The 17,680-nt window shown below is 36.3% G+C and carries 17 protein-coding genes; 12 read left to right on the top strand and 5 right to left on the bottom strand.

Going from position 1 to position 17,680, the window contains the following annotated elements; all coding sequences use genetic code 11:
- Window positions 1-39: 39 nt before the first annotated feature.
- Genes Q1K34_RS11550 through Q1K34_RS11540 form a run of 3 tightly spaced genes read right to left on the bottom strand, consistent with a single transcriptional unit; the run spans window position 40 to window position 2,707 of the window.
- On the bottom strand, window positions 40-798 hold the full coding sequence (locus Q1K34_RS11550) for a lipopolysaccharide kinase InaA family protein (protein WP_300438815.1): 759 nt from the start codon (window positions 796-798) through the stop codon (window positions 40-42).
- Between the two features lie 5 nt (window positions 799-803).
- Complete coding sequence (locus Q1K34_RS11545; protein WP_300438812.1) at window positions 804-1,592, bottom strand: glycosyltransferase family 2 protein; 789 nt, start codon at window positions 1,590-1,592, stop codon at window positions 804-806.
- Entirely contained in the window at window positions 1,589-2,707 is a 1,119-nt protein-coding gene (locus tag Q1K34_RS11540) for a glycosyltransferase family 4 protein (protein ID WP_300438810.1), read from the bottom strand. Before Q1K34_RS11540 ends, Q1K34_RS11545 begins: the two co-directional genes overlap by 4 nt.
- A gap of 94 nt (window positions 2,708-2,801) precedes the next feature.
- On the opposite strand from Q1K34_RS11540, the gene Q1K34_RS11535 reads away from it, so the two are divergent.
- From Q1K34_RS11535 to Q1K34_RS11510, 6 genes are all read left to right on the top strand, one after another.
- Window positions 2,802-3,935: a glycosyltransferase family 4 protein gene (locus tag Q1K34_RS11535; protein ID WP_300438807.1), complete on the top strand. Its 1,134-nt coding sequence runs from the start codon at window positions 2,802-2,804 to the stop codon at window positions 3,933-3,935.
- Complete coding sequence (locus Q1K34_RS11530) at window positions 3,910-4,479, top strand: L-threonylcarbamoyladenylate synthase (protein WP_300438804.1); 570 nt, start codon at window positions 3,910-3,912, stop codon at window positions 4,477-4,479. The genes Q1K34_RS11535 and Q1K34_RS11530 overlap by 26 nt, the downstream gene beginning before the upstream one ends.
- A 3-nt stretch (window positions 4,480-4,482) precedes the next feature.
- Window positions 4,483-5,910: an HD domain-containing protein gene (locus Q1K34_RS11525; protein ID WP_300438801.1), complete on the top strand. Its 1,428-nt coding sequence runs from the start codon at window positions 4,483-4,485 to the stop codon at window positions 5,908-5,910.
- 152 nt (window positions 5,911-6,062) lie between these two features.
- Window positions 6,063-7,106, top strand: coding sequence for a COX15/CtaA family protein (locus Q1K34_RS11520; RefSeq protein WP_300438797.1), 1,044 nt, complete (start codon window positions 6,063-6,065; stop codon window positions 7,104-7,106).
- A gap of 217 nt (window positions 7,107-7,323) precedes the next feature.
- The gene (locus Q1K34_RS11515) at window positions 7,324-7,836 is read left to right on the top strand and encodes a hypothetical protein (RefSeq protein WP_300438794.1); all 513 of its coding nucleotides are present in this window, start codon (window positions 7,324-7,326) and stop codon (window positions 7,834-7,836) included.
- 96 nt (window positions 7,837-7,932) lie between these two features.
- Complete coding sequence (locus Q1K34_RS11510; protein ID WP_300438792.1) at window positions 7,933-8,991, top strand: nucleoid-associated protein; 1,059 nt, start codon at window positions 7,933-7,935, stop codon at window positions 8,989-8,991.
- Between the two features lie 92 nt (window positions 8,992-9,083).
- Here Q1K34_RS11510 and Q1K34_RS11505 read toward each other — a convergent pair whose 3' ends face one another.
- On the bottom strand, window positions 9,084-10,148 hold the full coding sequence (locus Q1K34_RS11505) for a hypothetical protein (protein WP_300438789.1): 1,065 nt from the start codon (window positions 10,146-10,148) through the stop codon (window positions 9,084-9,086).
- 94 nt (window positions 10,149-10,242) lie between these two features.
- Here Q1K34_RS11505 and Q1K34_RS11500 point away from each other — a divergent pair, with 94 nt between their 5' ends.
- The 4 genes from Q1K34_RS11500 (at window position 10,243) to Q1K34_RS11485 (ending at window position 15,486) form a co-directional block, all read left to right on the top strand.
- Window positions 10,243-11,148, top strand: coding sequence for an ABC transporter ATP-binding protein (locus tag Q1K34_RS11500; protein ID WP_300438786.1), 906 nt, complete (start codon window positions 10,243-10,245; stop codon window positions 11,146-11,148).
- Window positions 11,148-11,984, top strand: coding sequence for an ABC transporter permease (locus Q1K34_RS11495; protein ID WP_300438784.1), 837 nt, complete (start codon window positions 11,148-11,150; stop codon window positions 11,982-11,984). The genes Q1K34_RS11500 and Q1K34_RS11495 overlap by 1 nt, the downstream gene beginning before the upstream one ends.
- Window positions 11,985-12,174: 190 nt before the next feature.
- Window positions 12,175-14,178, top strand: coding sequence for an excinuclease ABC subunit UvrB (gene uvrB, locus Q1K34_RS11490; protein ID WP_300438781.1), 2,004 nt, complete (start codon window positions 12,175-12,177; stop codon window positions 14,176-14,178).
- A gap of 90 nt (window positions 14,179-14,268) precedes the next feature.
- Window positions 14,269-15,486, top strand: a complete 1,218-nt coding sequence (locus tag Q1K34_RS11485) for a hypothetical protein (protein WP_300438778.1) — start codon at window positions 14,269-14,271, stop codon at window positions 15,484-15,486.
- 59 nt (window positions 15,487-15,545) lie between these two features.
- Here the strand turns inward: Q1K34_RS11485 and Q1K34_RS11480 are convergent, their stop codons facing one another.
- Window positions 15,546-15,989, bottom strand: a complete 444-nt coding sequence (locus tag Q1K34_RS11480; RefSeq protein WP_300438775.1) for an Hsp20/alpha crystallin family protein — start codon at window positions 15,987-15,989, stop codon at window positions 15,546-15,548.
- A gap of 194 nt (window positions 15,990-16,183) precedes the next feature.
- On the opposite strand from Q1K34_RS11480, the gene Q1K34_RS11475 reads away from it, so the two are divergent.
- Both Q1K34_RS11475 and Q1K34_RS11470 read left to right on the top strand, forming a co-directional pair.
- Window positions 16,184-17,500: a DUF2254 domain-containing protein gene (locus tag Q1K34_RS11475; RefSeq protein ID WP_300438772.1), complete on the top strand. Its 1,317-nt coding sequence runs from the start codon at window positions 16,184-16,186 to the stop codon at window positions 17,498-17,500.
- A partial coding sequence (locus tag Q1K34_RS11470; protein WP_300438769.1) for a DUF1456 family protein occupies window positions 17,484-17,680 on the top strand: 197 nt, incomplete at its 3' end. The genes Q1K34_RS11475 and Q1K34_RS11470, both read left to right, overlap by 17 nt.

Below are 17,680 nucleotides of genomic sequence, written 5' to 3'. Positions count from 1 at the left end.
AAAATCCTATCGAAAGGCTCCGTTTATTCCAAATGGGAATTAGTGTTTCCAGAATTTTAGCTTCTTTTTTAATTCTTTTTTTCTCCTGAATTTTTCCTGAAACTGATTGGTATAGAACCACATCTTTTCAAATACTTCCGTTGAAGATTTGTCAATTAGTTTCGAATATTCATCGGCCATTATCTCTATCATGTCTTTTTTGGGGGTGAGCCGCGAAAAATTAAGCATCCTTTCTTCAAAATTCAGTGATTTAAAATTCATTCGATTAAGATCTACCAGAAAAAAATCATAGTTCTCTCCGACTTTTTGAATTAGTGTATTTCCCGGAGAATGATCCAGAAACTGGATTTCTTTTTCATGAAGTTCAAAAGTAAAGCGTGCAAAAGCTCTTAAAATAGTTTCGTGCTCAGGATAATTTGGATTTGTCACCAGTTCGCGATAGGTTAGATCTGGAGAGAGATGTTTACATATATAATAACTTGATTTGAAAAAAAGTGGCGTTGGTTTCTCAAAATAGGCAACAGGATCCGGAGTTCCAACTCCTTTACTTTCGAGAATGGTAGCATATTGAAAAGATCTCTCAGCCTTGGATTTTCTAAAGAATTTGTAAGAGATCTTATTTACCAAATTGGGTATTTTAAAGGATTTCACACTTAATGCTTTTCCTTTAATCTCAAACACTTTAATGGTGTTACGTCCAGTAGACATCACTTCTCCCTCTCCCTCTTCAAAATTTTCTATGATTTTCTTTATGTCTGGAAGAAGTTCTGAATATGTTGGATTTACCTGATACTTCAAAATATCTATTTTAAATATTTATTGATCCCATTCTCGCAGGTTAGCTTTTTATCGTTTAGTGTTGACTGCTGAATTTTGTTGTTCACTTCAAGATTATCTTTAGAAGCTTCAGGATGATAAATATGGTATATAATTCCTCCAAACTTTAAGCGCTTTCCTTTTATCCCAGAGTTTAGCATTCTCAAGACCAATTCTGAATCCTCTCTCCCCCAGCCGCTGATATTTTCATTATAGCCGTTCACAGCTATAAAATCTTTTCGCCAGAAAGAAAGATTGCAACCTCTAACTTTATTACTGAACTCAGGTTTGGCCTCAAACTGATTTCTTAAAATTGGAATTCTAAGAGTGCGGCCTCTCTTCTTAATTCCTGGACTAAAAAACGAAAATTCAATTTTTTGTTCTCTAAAAATTTCTTTCTTAATCTTTTCAGTAATATTTACCCTTGAACCAAAGATAAAAACTTCCTTCTCGGCCATTTGTGTATGGTCTTTAATAAAATCCTGATGCATGATACAATCACCATCTATCTGGACAATATAATCTGCATCAGTATTTGCAATAGCTTTATTAATGATTTCTGACTTTTTAAAACCATTGTCCTTATGCCAAAAATGCTTTAAAGCTACTGGATTTCTTTTTTGGAACTGCTCAATTATATACTTTGTATCTTCAGTAGATCCATCATCTGCAACCAATATCTCATCTGGAAGCAGGCTTTGTTTTTCTATACTTTTAAATACAAGTTGCAGTGCTTCAGGCCAGTTATATGTAGAAACCAATAGTGCGGTTTTCATCTTTCCAAGTTTTTTCGCATCATTCCTTTATAGACTTTAAAGGTAGCTTCTCCCAGTCGCTCAGCCGTAAATTTTTCAAGAAATATATTATAAGAACGTTCTGCGAAAGCTTTCAGTAATTCCGGCTTATCCATCAACGGAATAATTTTTTCAGCAAGCAACTGCGGTCGCTTTATTGGTACGGAATATCCATTATATCCATCTTCTATCACTTCCTCCACAACTCCAACTTTAGTAGATACCACGGGAGTTTTATAATGAAGTGCCTCGACCAAAGATGAAGGCCCCCCTTCCCTTTCAGAAGTTATTAGAACCATATCGAATTGAGGCATAAAAGCTGAGGCATTTTTCAAAAAGCCGGCTAATTCAATATGACCGTCTAATTTTTTTTCTTTAATTAAGTCTTTTAGCTCTTCGGTTAGTCCTGAAAACTGCCCCATCTGTATTAGAGAAACTTTTTTATTTCCCTGAACATTTACAATCTCATCAAGTGTTTCAACCAGTACCGGTAAATCTTTTGCTTTGGTATGATTTGCTATACTGCCTATTAAAAAATGATCCTTTGGAATATTAAATTTATCTCTGAGGTTAAAATCAGCTTTCGGTAATTGCTCCAGAACTTTTACCCCGTTATACACAACTACTAATTTTTCGCGGTTTTTTTTCGTCAGAATTTTGCTGAAATGTTCCCTTACATATTCCGAGATACAAAGGATCGTATCTATATTTTTATAATTGTATTTATACTTGCTAAGCAAACTGGTTTTTCTCCTTATTCCCTTGCGGGCAAATAGCGTTCTGGTTTTAAGCGAATAAAAAAGATCGGTTACCACATAGCCTGTTACCGCATCACTGGTATGTAAATGAATGATATCTATTTGATTATCTTTAATAATATTTTTTAAATTTTTTCTGTATTCTTTAGAAAAGGGTTCAAAAAAAGGAACCGATAATAATTCTACTTCGTGTAGCTTAGCCTCTTTCTCCAGCGGGGTGCCACTAAAACAAAATAATTTTTGAACGACGTCGTATTTTGGCAATTCATCCATTAAATTGATGAGTTGCTGTTCATTTCCACCCCAGGATCTTGCTCCGGAAATATGTAATACGGTCATTTATATAAGTACATTTAGTGCAAAGATAATTATTGCAAATTAAGGCTGAAATTATCATTTATTATAAGTTTGTCACTCCTAACAGCAAACTCCATTGAGAAAACAAATAAATGTTTTACATCTTTCAGCCGCTAAGAATTGGGGTGGTGGTGAAAACCATATCGAAAATCTCTGTTTCGAACTCGATAAAATGGAGGAAAAAATCCAAAATTTTATCTTATGTGTAAAAAATGGTGCTTTTCATCAGAAGATTAAAAATCAAGAGCTGAATGTCCTCACAGCACCAATGCTTATAAAACTTGATCTTCGTTACGCTGTAAAAATTCTTTATTTCTGCCAAAAACACCAAATATCCCTAATTCATATCCATGATTCCACGGCACTAACGCTGGCAGTAATGGCCACGAAACTGGGAAATCTACCTCCTTTTATTTTAAGCAAAAAAACCTCCTTTCCTATAAAAGAAAGATCTGGAACGCTTTATAAATATAATCATCCTCAGATTCAGAAAATATTATGTGTTTCAGAAAAAACCAAAGAAATCACTTCAAAACAGATTAAGGATTCTTCCAAACTGACTGCCATTTATCATGGAACTTCGATGAAAAAGAATTCCTGTACCGATGTAAATCTGAGAAAAAAATTAAATATTCCTGAAGATAAGGTCATTATTGGCTGCATCGCGAATCACATCAGGGCTAAAAATTTGGAAACATGGGTAAAAACGATCGATGAGATTATCAATAAAAGACAGAATAGCAAGTTTCACTTTGTACAAATAGGAAGTTTTACTGATCGATCCCCAAATTATCTTCAGCAGATTGAAAAACTAAATTTAAAAGATCATGTGAGTTTTCTGGGCTTTATTCCAAATGCTTCTGCGATAATTCCGCAATTTGATGTTTCACTGCTTACCTCTCAAAGCGAAGGAATTCCACAGTTCATTTATGAAAGTTTTTATTATAAAGTTCCTGTAGTCAGTACAAATGTTGGCGGAATTCCCGAAATTATTGAAGATGAAGTAAACGGCATGTTAAGCAATCCTTACGAAGCAGCATCTTTAGCAGATAAATTGATAGCTTTGCAAAATAATAAAAATTTGATGCAAAAATTTACGGCATTGTCCCATCAAAGGCTTATTGAAAATTTCACCAGCAAAAAAATGGCTGAGCAAACCTTGGCCGAATATAAAAAAGTGCTTTATGGAAAGAATAGATCAGGAAGTTAGAAATTGTCTGGATGTTATAAAAAAAGGAGGTATCATTCTTTATCCTACCGACACCGTTTGGGGGATTGGCTGTGATGCCACAAATGCTAATGCAGTAGATAAGGTATATCAGCTAAAGAAAAGAGAGGAATCAAAAGCTTTAATATGCCTGGTTTCTAATTTTAAAATGTTGGAGCAGTATGTTGAAGAGGTTCCGGAAACTGCCTACGACATCTTGAAATATGCCAAAAAACCTACCACCATAATTTATGACAAACCTGTTCACATTGCCGAAAACCTGGTAAGTGATGATGAATCTCTTGGTATTCGCGTGGTGAGAGATACTTTTTGCTCAGAATTGATTAAAAAACTAAAAAGGCCATTGGTTTCTACTTCAGCAAATGTAAGTGGCCAGCCAACCCCTCAATCCTTTGATCAAATTACCCCACAAATTTTAAAAGGTGTAGACTATGTAGTAAATTTGCAGCGTTCAAAAAAATCACCTCGACCTTCAGCAATTATCAAGTTGAGCAACAATGGTCAGGTGAAAGTGATACGCAAATAACAGATGCCGAAATACCACAATTACAGTAAAGCTTTACAGCATAAAATTTTCAGCATAATTTCAGAAGCTTCAGAAGAACTTTCCGTGGATTCTTATGTGATCGGTGGATTTGTTCGTGATCATATTCTTCAGCGCGGTGAACCAAAAGATATTGATATTGTGGCTGTGGGAAGTGGTATTGAACTCGCTAAAAAAGTATCTGAAAAGCTTCCAAACAAACCCAAAGTACAGGTTTTTAAGAATTTTGGTACTGCTATGTTACGTTCAGGCGACATGGAAATCGAATTTGTGGGTGCCAGAAAGGAAAGTTACCGGAAAGACAGTCGGAAACCAATCGTAGAAGACGGCACTTTGGAAGATGACCAGAACCGAAGGGATTTCACTATAAACGCGCTGGCTCTTAAGCTGAATAAGGATGGTTTTGGGGATTTACTGGATCCTTTTAATGGCTATGAAGATTTACAGAAAAAGATCATTAGAACTCCCCTAGACCCGGATATTACCTATTCAGATGATCCCCTAAGAATGTATCGTGCCATTCGATTTGCTTCGCAGCTTAATTTTATGATTGAAGCACAATCTCTAAAAGCAATCAAAGCCAATAAAGAAAGGATTAAAATCATCTCCAAAGAGCGTATTGTAGATGAGCTGAATAAAATAATGCTGAGCGATAAGCCCTCAAAAGGATTCGCGCTGTTATACAAAACAGGATTACTTAAAAAGATCCTACCGGAGCTTACCGCCCTTGCCGGAATAGATGAAGTGGAGGGTCAAACTCACAAGGATAATTTCTGGCATACACTGGAAGTAGTAGACAATATTTCAGAAAATACCGATGATCTTTGGTTGAGATGGGCAGCATTGCTTCATGATATTGGAAAAGCTCCGACTAAAAAATTCCATAAAAAAATTGGCTGGACGTTTCACGGACATGAGTTTGTGGGTGCCAAAATGGTCTATAAATTATTCAAAAGATTAAGATTACCGCTGAATGAAAAAATGAAATTCGTTCAGAAAATGGTGCTGATGAGTTCAAGACCAATAGCGATTGCTGATGACAATGTTACGGATTCTGCGGTACGAAGGTTGATTTTCGACGCAGGTGATCATATTGAAGATCTTATGACCCTTTGTGAAGCTGATATTACCACGAAAAACCCAAAGAGATTTAAAAAATATCACAATAATTTTAAACTGGTAAGGCAAAAGATCCAGGAAGTGGAAGAGCGTGACCATGTTCGAAATTTTCAACCTCCGGTGAGCGGGGAAGAAATTATGCAAACTTTCGGAATAAAACCAAGCAGAGAAGTCGGTTTGATCAAAGACGCCATTAAAGAAGCTATTCTGGAAGGAGATATCCCAAACGAATATGAACCTGCACGGGAATTTATGCTGAAAAAAGGAGAAAGGTTGGGGTTGACGGCTGAATAGTGTAGCATTGAAATAATTTAAAAAGTTATAATATTAAATATTGTCATTCCGACGTAGGAGGAATCTCAAGCGACTTACAAAATATTATAGATTCTTCGCTTCGCTATCGCTTCGTTCTGAATGACAATCCAATCTTTATGGAACACTAAAAAATGTATCGAAAATCAGTTAAAATATCGCTAATCCTGGTTTACCTGGTCATTATTGCAGGAGCGGTAGTGAGGATGACAGGTTCGGGGATGGGTTGTCCAGACTGGCCAAAATGCTTCGGATATTATATTCCGCCTACGGAAAAATCAGAACTGGAATTTCAACCTGATCGAGAATATAAAGAAGGCCAGGTGATCATTGTGGATGAAACTCTTAAAGTAGCGGCTTCCTCATTTACCTCTACAGAAAAATATGATGCTGCGAATTGGGAAAATTATGATAAACATGATTATGCCATTTTTAATCCCACGCATACCTGGGTGGAATATATTAACAGACTGGCAGGAGCATTGGCTGGATTTGCCGTATTGATCATGGCATTTTTATCTATAAAAAGATATAGATCAAAAAGGAGAATCACCCTGCTCTCCTGGCTCTGCGTTTTCATGATGGGATTCCAGGCCTGGCTGGGGGCGACGGTAGTCTATTCAGTACTGGCTCCGGTAAAGATCACCGTCCATATGGTCATGGCTTTAGTGATCGTAGCGGTGTTAATCTATCTTCTGAAAATCTCTTCGGAGAAAGAAAATAACCAGCTGAAAACAAAAACATTTCAAAATTTACTGATTATTGCCGTAATCCTTACGTTAATCCAGGTGATTTTAGGAACCCAGGTAAGGCAATTTGTAGATGAACAGGTTCGAAATTTTGGATATGAAGCTACAAATCTATGGTTAAACGATCCTAATACCACTTTTTTTATTCATAGATCATTTTCCATAATTGTGCTTGCTATAAATGCTTTTCTGTGGTGGAAGAACAGGAAATTGAACCTTAACCTCAACCGGATAAATATTGTTATAGCACTCATTTTACTGGAAGTGGCAACCGGAATAGCAATGTATAATTTCGATTTTCCTTTTCTTTCACAGCCACTTCATTTGGTGATCGCCTCCCTCCTTTTTGGGTTTCAGTTTTACCTGTTAATGGAATGTTTTTATGCCCCCAATAGAAAAATTGCTAATAACAAGGTATACACAAAGTAAGTTATAATTTTTTCGCTAGAATTTAGTGAGGCTCTACTTCAAAGTGAAATCTTTTTATTAGCCCCACCCGTAAAGTGCTAAAAAAAATCAGTTCAAACCTCTCCCCGCGTAAGGAATATATAATCATCAAGACAAGAAAATCTGAACAATTTCCAGCAGGAAACAAGGAAATATTTAGTTTAAAAAATTGTAACTTTGACCTCCAAATTTTTTAGATATGGTTTATAGATTTCGAGTAATTCTCGATGCCGATGAGGATGTTTTCAGAGATATAGAAATGCTTCAGGAAAGCACCCTGGAAGACCTTCATAATACGATCGTTCAGTCGTTTGGATTTGATGGTACTGAAATGGCTTCTTTTTACATTAGTGATGACGAATGGAACCAGGGCGAGGAAATCCACCAGTTTGATATGAGTGGCCACGATACGTCTATTAAACTAATGAACGAAACCTCTTTAGACAGCATTCTTTCAGAAAAACAAACGAAGCTTATCTATGTATACGACTTCTTGAAAATGTGGACTTTTTTCGTGGAATTAGGTCAGATTGCTGAAATTGAAGAAGGACGGGATTATCCAAATCTTATGTTCGTTCACGGCCAGATTCCGGAAAGCGCCCCTGAAAAAGAATTTAAAGGAGAGGATGACGGTCTGCTCAACGGCGATTACGACGATGAATATGATTCCGATGGTTATGATGACTTCGATTTTGATGAAAATTGGAATTAGTTTTAGAACCACATTACAGCGCTTATAACTTATTCTGAAACACTTCTTTCAGAATTCACATTTTTCAACTTTATTTAGCCCAAACTTCAGATATAAATGATCAATCTTTTTAATGCTCAAATTGAATCGCTTTCTATACATCGTGTAGGAAATAAGAATCGTGGGGAGAATATATTTATTTCAGCTTCCACTTTTCATTTGAATGATGAAATAAAACCATTGATCAAAGAATATTTCCTGAAACCTTTCCGTGAAAAAGAGGAAACATACTATCGCTTTCAGCATGATACCGATATTGAGTTTAATGAACTTTATAATCTGGCAAATCAAATCTTTGACGATCCTTTCAACACCCATGAATATTCCAAGAAGATTGCCACGTTGCTTTATGAGCAATCCACGCACCCACATATTAAGAGCGGAGAGGTGTATGTCGTATATTTTGAGGGAATGCAACTGGACAACGAAAAAGTACCGGCAATCGGGATTTTTAAATCGGAATTAAAACACGATTTCCTTCAGTTTGAACAAAAGCAAAGCAACCTGGAAATGGTTGTAGAGCAAGGAGTAAACCTTCAAAAACTTGATAAAGGCGCAATCATTTTCAACAAAAATCGCGAGGAAGGTTATAAGATCCTTTCCGTAGATTCAAACCGTTACGATACCAAATACTGGCTGGAGAACTTTCTTGGCGTAGATGTGCTTGCAGACGAAAACTACTTCACCAAGAATTATCTGAATTTCGCCAAGAACTTCGCCAAAGACGTGGTTTTGCCTGCGGAAGACAAAAAGCAGGAAGTTATGTTTATGAATCGTAGTATGGACTATTTCGCCAAAAATGATGATTTTGAGGAGTCTAATTACATCAATTCGGTAATTGATAATCCTGCGCTTATTCCTGAATTTCAGAATTATAAAGTCGAAAAAGCACCAAAATATAAAGTGGAAGATCTTACCAACTTCCCCATTGCCAACAAAGCGGTGACCGATGCCCGTAAGAAGATCAAAAATGTGATCACGCTTGATACAAATATTCAGATTAAAATGGATTTTGTAAGTGCAGAATCCGCTGAAAAATTTGTGGAGAAAGGCTGGGACGAAGAAAAACAGATGTATTACTACCTGGTTTATTTTAATAAAGAAGAGAAGAAGTAACCGTCACTGCGAGCAAAACGAAGCAGTCTCTGGATGAGATTCCTTCACTTAGTTCGGAATGACAGTTAAAAAGAACTTCCAGCTTATTGCTATTATTCCAGCAACCGCTGCATATTTACATTATCGTAATTTCGTTTTACAAAATCCAATGCAGTTCTCAGTATCTGCCCCATCGTGCTGGCACGTTTGAATTTCATATCCCTGGAAAAAGCATAAAGATCATTACGCAGTTGCTTCACATTATCCTTTGTAGAAACGTGATCATTGATCATACAACGAATTAACTCTTTATACCGGCTTTGCGTATTGATCATCCTTTTGGCCAGAAGTGAGCGTTCTTCTTTTCGGTATTGTTCAATAGAAGAATTTTCGAGTTTTTCTGAAACCAGCTGCACCATCTGAAAATTCTCTTTAAAAAACTGCGGCCTATATACCTTTAAATTTCCTTCAAAACATTGCTGATCAAAATCTATTGCCCGAATCTGATATTCTACATGATCAAAATCGTGGGTAGGAATTACTACATAATTATAAGAACGCATATCACCTAAGAGTCTAACCGTACAGCGTTCATTGAATTTCACAAACTGCTTGGCAATTTGTGTTTGGGCCCTCAGATCACACTTGGGTAAATGATCTTCAATAAAAACATCCCCGGGAATTCCGGCAATATGTTCTTCAATTAAAGTGTCTTTATATACTAGAAAATTTATACGATGCGGCGAAAGCAAATGTTCAAATTCGAGTCCGTATAAACGGGAAGCATCGGCCTTCTTCACATAGAAATAAGTAAAACTATCATTTAGGATATTCCGCACTTTTATTCTGAAAGGTTTTGAATTTCCGAAGGTACAGTAGTCAATCGCATCTACATTCAAATACTCCAGCGAATCATCACTACCATCAGAATGAAGAATGGTGTACACTTTTTTGAGGCTGTTATCGATTTCCACCCGCTCAAAATCCGGATAGTAACAACGCACCCAGAAAGTATCTTCATCGTGCTGATCATAAACCACGATAGATCCTGAAAACCTTAGAAGATCATCATAAAAAACGGGTATTTTAGTATTGCGGTTATATTTTGCGAGATATCGGTTAAAGCGATCATTAATAGGAAATGCCGGCTTCTTCTTAGACATCAATTTTTCTTCCATAATTTTACTGGTATTTCTCAAAATTACGCTTATTATAAAGAAACCTGTAACAAAATCCTATTTTAGACGTCGTATTTTAAACACTTCATCAATCTTGGAAACAATTTTAAGTTTAAATAACCTCACGAAAAAATTCGGTAAGATTACTGCCGTTGACAATTTAAGTTTTAGCATCGAAAAAGGAAATGTCTATGGCATTTTGGGTCCTAACGGAAGTGGTAAATCCACGACATTAGGCATGGTTCTGAATGTGGTGAATAAGACTTCCGGTGATTTTCAGTGGTTCAACGGAAACTCATCAACTCATGAAGCCCTAAAAAAAGTAGGGGCTATTATTGAGCATCCTAATTTCTATCCTTACATGACTGCTGAACAAAATCTGGGACTTGTATGTAAGATCAAAGGCACCAGTAAGGAGAAAATTCACGAAAAACTGGAAATTGTTGGACTATTGGATAGAAAGGATAGCAAATTCAAGGCTTTCTCACTGGGAATGAAACAACGCCTGGCGATTGCTTCTGCCCTTCTTAACGATCCGGAAATCCTTATTCTGGATGAGCCTACAAACGGTTTGGATCCTCAAGGAATTCATCAAATTAGGGAAATTATAAGAAAAATTGCTTCCGGTGGAACCACAATTCTATTGGCTTCTCACCTTTTAGACGAAGTTGAGAAAGTATGTTCGCATGTAGTTATAATTCGAAAGGGAGTGAAATTGTACAGCGGGCCGGTGGATGAGATCATCAATAGTCATGGATTTTTCGAATTAAAAGCTACAGATATGCAAAAATTGGAAGAACTATTAAAAGTTCATCCAAAAATTGGAAAGATCGCTGATAAGGAAGGCGTACTTACCGCATTTCTAGAGGATCCCATGGATGCCGATGAAATCAACCGTTATTTATTTGAAAAAGGACTTTCCCTTTCTTACCTGCTCAAACGTAAAGAAAGCCTGGAAGAACAATTCCTTCAACTAACCAATCAAACTGCCCAGAATTAATGTTACGATTACTTGAAATAGAATACAACAAATTACGCTATAGCCGCTCTGCTAGAATATTGATCATCACTTATTTTATCCTTATCACTTTTATAGCTTTAATTGCTTCCATAGAGTTTAATATTGGAAACATTGAATTTAGAGTGGCCGATCAGGGAATTTTCAATTTCCCTTACATCTGGCATTTCAACAGTTATATCGCGGCCATTTTAAAACTATTCCTGGCCATCGTCATTGTATCCATGATGTCTAATGAATACAGTAACCGTACTATAAAACAGAATCTGATAGACGGATTAAGCAAGAAAGAATTCATTTTATCTAAGTTCCTAACGGTTTTAGTGTTTTCCGCAATTTCCACCATATTTCTCTTCATAGTCACTATGATTTTAGGGTATTCATTTTCAGATTTCACAGAACTTTCCATTGTTTTCTCAGATCTCGAATATTTACTCGCTTATTTTATAAAACTAACCGGTTTCTTTGCTTTTTGTATGTTTTTGGGAATTCTGGTGAAACGCTCTGCTTTCGCCTTAGGCTTTTTGGTGGTATGGTTTATTTTTGAAGGCATTCTTTATGCTATTTTAAACTTCAGAATATTCAAAGGAACTGATATTGCTACCAATATCATGCAATTTTTCCCTTTGGAGTCTATGAGCAACCTGGTAGTAGAACCATTTTCAAGGTTGAATGCCGTACAAACCGCTGCCAGCCAGATTGGAGGAGAATTAACCAAAGATTACGGCATTCATTGGTATCAATTATTGATAGTGATCGCCTGGACAATTATCTTTGTTTACTTATCGCTTGTTCTCCTTCGAAAAAGAGATTTATAAAATATCCGGCAAGTTTTCTGTACTTGTTAGATGAATCCTAAAAAATTGATTCCGGGCTTAGAATTTCTTAATTTCGCGAGGCTATAAAATAAGCTTTTCAGGAGTTTTGGAATGAGTCAAAATGATGAATCGAGAATCACATTTGTCCACTAAAAAAGTGATAGACAGATGAAAAAGAAATCTGAGCTGAATGAAATTCAATATACAGTCTGAATATAAACCTACCGGAGATCAGCCAAATGCCATAAAACAACTGGTGACCGGGATTAACAAAAATGAGCAGTATCAAACCTTATTGGGGGTTACTGGTTCCGGGAAAACATTTACGGTGGCTAATGTGATTGAAGATGTTCAAAAACCCACCCTTGTCCTGGCTCATAACAAGACTCTTGCTGCGCAGCTATATTCCGAATTCAAAGAGTTTTTCCCTGATAATGCGGTGGAATATTTTGTTAGTTATTACGATTATTATCAGCCGGAAGCTTTTATTCCAAGTTCAGGAACCTATATTGAAAAAGATCTTTCGATCAATGAAGAGATTGAAAAATTAAGGTTAAGCACCACTTCTTCCCTTTTAAGCGGAAGAAGGGATGTTATTGTCATCGCGTCAGTTTCCTGTCTCTATGGTATTGGTAATCCGGTTGAATTTCGAAAAAATGTGGTTTCCGTTGAAAGAGAAATGGAAATCTCCAGAACCAAATTCCTACACCGTCTTGTTCAAAGTCTTTATTCCCGAACTGAAGCTGAATTCAGTCATGGTAATTTCAGAATAAAAGGGGATACCGTAGATGTTTTTCCAAGTTATGCGGATAATGCCTTCAGAATTCATTTTTTTGGGGATGAAATTGAAGAAATCGAAGCTTTTGATCCTGGAACTAATGATATTATTGAAAAATATGAACGTTTAAATATTTATCCCGCCAATATGTTCGTAACCTCTCCGGATGTACTTCAGGGGGCGATTCGGGAAATTCAGGATGATCTGGTTAAGCAGGTAGATTATTTTAGGGATATTGGAAAAAACCTGGAAGCCAAAAGGCTGGATGAAAGAACCAATTTTGATCTGGAAATGATCAGAGAACTCGGGTATTGTTCAGGAATTGAGAATTATTCGAGATATCTGGATGGAAGAAAACCTGGTACCAGGCCTTTCTGCTTACTCGACTATTTTCCTGATGATTATCTCATGGTCGTAGATGAAAGCCATGTTACAATTCCTCAAGTTCATGCGATGTATGGCGGCGACCGATCCCGAAAGGAAAATCTCGTAGACTACGGATTTAGGTTACCGGCCGCAATGGATAACCGTCCCTTGAAATTCGAAGAATTTGAAGCTCTTCAAAATCAGGTGATTTATGTGAGCGCTACTCCTGCAGATTATGAACTTCAGAAAAGTGAAGGAATTTATGTAGAACAGGTGATCAGGCCAACGGGATTATTAGATCCTGTGGTAGAAGTAAGGCCCAGTTTAAATCAGATAGACGATCTTATTGAAGAAATTCATGTTCGGGTAGAAAAAGATGAGCGGGTTTTAGTTACTACTCTTACCAAGAGAATGGCGGAAGAACTAACCAAATATCTTACGCGGATTAATATTCGCTGTCGTTATATTCATTCAGATATTGATACTTTAGAACGGGTAGAAATTATGCAGGACCTTAGAAAAGGCCTTTTTGATGTGCTGGTTGGGGTGAATTTATTGCGTGAAGGCCTGGATTTACCGGAGGTTTCATTAGTTGCCATTATAGATGCTGATAAAGAAGGTTTTCTTAGAAGTAACAGATCGTTAACGCAAACCATTGGTAGGGCAGCAAGGCACGTAGACGGAAAAGCTATTTTATATGCTGATAAGATCACCGATAGCATGCAAAAAACCATCGATCAAACGGAATACAGGCGCCAGAAACAGATAGAGTATAATACTGAAAATAATATTACGCCCACTAAACTGGTCAAGAAATTCAACAGTGCACTTATAAAAGAAAAACTGGATATTTATGAGCATGAGACGCGTCCTGATCTAAAAGCAGCTGAAGAAGAAGCTGAATATCTTACCAAACCTCAAATGGAAAAGAAGGTTAGAGAAAAACGAAAAGCGATGGAGACTGCTGCAAAAGAACTTGATTTTATGCAGGCAGCAAGACTTCGGGATGAGATAAAAGTACTTCAGGAAAAAATTAGCGAAAAGTTTTAAACAGAGTGATAAGCAAAGGTTTTTTAATATATATTTGACTCAACCTAAAGCACTTAACAATACTTCTATGGCAAACTAATCCGTTTGTCTATGAAAACTTTTTTTGTTCTCTTTTTTGTATTTTTTACTTTTTCTGCATCTGCCCAGGTAGGTATTGGGAACTCCAATCCACAGGCGCAATTAGATATATCAGCAACAGATAAAGATAACCCGGCTAAAATAGACGGAATTCTCATCCCAAGAATTGAAAAATTTCCTGTAGAAAACCCTACCTCAGCCCAACATGGAATACTAGTGTTTTTAAACAAAAGCGTTACCAATTTTTCCTCAGGATTTTATTTCTGGAATAATACAGAATCTAGATGGAAAAGTCTGGGAATAGAAATTGGAAGTGGAAATTTTTATAAGCCTGGTTCAACGCAAAGTCCAAATAATATTACTGATATTCTCTATCGCGATGCAAGTATAGGCATAGGTACAGATCAGGTAACATCCAGGCTGCAGGTAGCGATTGCTTCAGGAAAAGATCTTAGTCTTAAAAAGGGCCTGGAAGTGGATAATGCAAATTCAGCAACAGATAACCTTACCACCTACGGAATAATCAATGATAATCGCAGTGCTACGAACGGAAATAAATACGGTATTAAAACAAACGTTGGTGGGATTGGAACCGGTGTGCATTACGGCATTTTTAACGAAACCTACCAAAATACCGGAACCAATGATATTTATGGCATCTTTAATCGCGTTGGTAGAACATTTGGTGCACGAAGTAACAATTACGGGATCTACAGCGAAATAGGCAGCATACAGGGTGTAGGCAATATCTTCGGAATTTACAGCATAGCACTGGGTGACTCCAACAGCAATGTATATGCGGGTTATTTTGCCGGAAGAGTGGGTATTGGAAATACTCCGGAAACAGATTACGTTCTTCCTACTGCCAGAGGCCTTGAGGGACAAACCATGATTTTGAATGCCTCCGGACAGGCATCCTGGGGAAATCCAGGTTATCAGAATTATTCTTCCACCACCAGCGCTACAGGAGATTTTGTAATTTCTGATGAAGTTGGAACACTAAGGATCAACAATCAAATCTCTGGTTTGGTTATTCCAGCTTCTTCTGCAAACAAAGGACGAATCATACGGCTCATTAACTGGCCGGCGAATTCAGAGAAAACATTTATTTTCCAGGGTGGCGACGACCTTTTTGATGTAAAATCAAATTCAAAAGTATTAAGTATTAAACCTCAGCAGGTTTTTACCATTCAAAGCGCCGGGAACCGCTGGATTCTTATAGACCAATAAAAAAGACGCCCATCTTGAGCGCCTTTTCTTCTTTAACTAACTAACCAAACTAATCAAGTTTACGAAATATCAATCAATCTTTTCGCCTGAACTTTAGCTTCTTCACGCTTAGGAAGCGCAATCTCTAGTACTCCATTATTATAAGAAGCAGAAATTTTGGTGTTATCTACAGAATCTGGTAAACTGAAAGCGCGTTTAAATGTGCTATAACTAAATTCTTTTCTTGTAAATCTACCTTCTTTATCTGTAGTTTCATTCTCTTTTTTGTCTTCAGAAGAGATGGTTAAAACATCATTATCCAATTCAATATTAAAATCTTCTTTGGCCTTTCCTGGCGCAGCAACTTCAACACTGAAGCTATCTTCAGTTTCCTGAATGTTCACAGCAGGAATACTGGTTCCAATGCTATTAACATTAGTTGTTCCTCCTAGCCAGTCAGTTCTGAACATGTCATCAAAAACTGAAGGCAGCCATCCTGATTCTGTTCTTTTAATTAAACTCATAGCTTTATATTTTAAGTTATTACTAATTTTTAATTTCAACTGATAATTATCAATTCCAATACCATCTCAAAAAATATGTCTTTTTGTCGTTATATATTTGATTTAATATGTCAATTTGTCATTTTTTGTAAAATTTTATTAAAATAAGTAGACTCACCAAACTTTAATTAACTTTAAAAACTGAATCTCACCTTATGAAACAACTTTACAATCGAACTCTTTCCTTTTTTAATGTAATAGAAAGTAAAATAGCTTTTTACCCCACCTTATTGGCAGTTTTCGGTTTTGTATTTGCCCTTTTTATGACTTACCTGGAAAATATGGGGATTAGCAAATATTTGGTAGAACACGCCCCCAGCCTGGTTGTTAACAATGGAGATACAGCAAAGACTATTTTAAGTTCTTTTATTTCAGGTTTAATATCGGTGGTAGTTTTCAGTTTTTCCATGGTAATGCTTTTACTTAGCCAGGCTTCCAATAATTATTCCCCACGTTTGCTCCCGGGATTGATTTCAGATAAAAAGCACCAGGTGATACTCGGCATTTACCTATTTACTATACTTTATTGCATTTTCATCTTATTTACTATCCAGCCAACTGGAAACAAGTATCAGGTTCCAGGTTTTGCGGTATTATTAGGTATTGTTTCGACGGTCGTTTCTATTTATGCCTTTATTTATTTTATTCATAACATCTCCCAGAGCATACAGATAAGCAATATTCTTCAAAATATTTTCAAAACGGCTAAAAACAGGCTCGAGGTGTTAATTGATAAAGAAAAAGAAAATAACAGGGATTTCGAAAATACTGATGAATGGAATGAATATTCATCGGAGAAGAGTGGATATCTTCAAAATATTTCTTACTCCAATCTTATTGATATTTGCAAAAAGGAAGAAACCATGTTTCATATCTTACCGGTAAAAGGTATTTTTGTACTTAACGGAATTCCCTTATTCAAATCCAAAAAAAAATTAGAAGAAGACACCGTAAAACGAATTCTTTCTAATTTCAATTTTGCGCGGGAAGAACTTGTAGAGGATAATTATATTCTGGCATTTAAACAGATAACCGAAATTATACTAAAAGCTATGTCGCCGGGAATTAACGATCCAGGTACGGCTATAAATGGTATTGATTACCTTACTGAGCTTTTTGCCGTTCGCATGCGAAAAAAAGATACCAACATTATAAGTCGTGATGATGCTTTGTTTGTAAAAATGAATACCATAGATTTTGACGATCTCTTATATAATATAATGGCGGCCATACGTACTTATTGTAAACATGATGTCATTTTGGTTCAGAAATTATTAATGATGTTCCATTATTTAAAAAAACAAACAGCAGAAAGCGAATCTTATTATGAAAGTATAGAAAAGGAAGCCCGAAATCTCCTGAATGATGCTGAAGAAGCGATTTCCAATAAAACAGATATCGAAAAAGCAAAAAAACTGGCTTCCAGCCTTAATTTAAACTTTAATTATCAGAAGAATGGCACTAACGAATAACGATATTTTTAAAAAACTGAGAGTAGCTCATAAACTAACAAATGATGATATTGTTAAAATCTACGAACTGGTAGATTTTAAAGTCTCTAAAAGTGAACTTGGAGCAATTTTCCGCAGAGAGGATCATGAGAAATATATGGAATGTGGAGACCAGTTCTTAAGAAATTTTCTGGACGGCCT

This window comes from Christiangramia sp. (assembly GCF_029937855.1).
In the GTDB taxonomy this organism is placed as follows: domain Bacteria; phylum Bacteroidota; class Bacteroidia; order Flavobacteriales; family Flavobacteriaceae; genus Christiangramia.
This window is presented reverse-complemented; position numbering and strand designations above follow the sequence as displayed.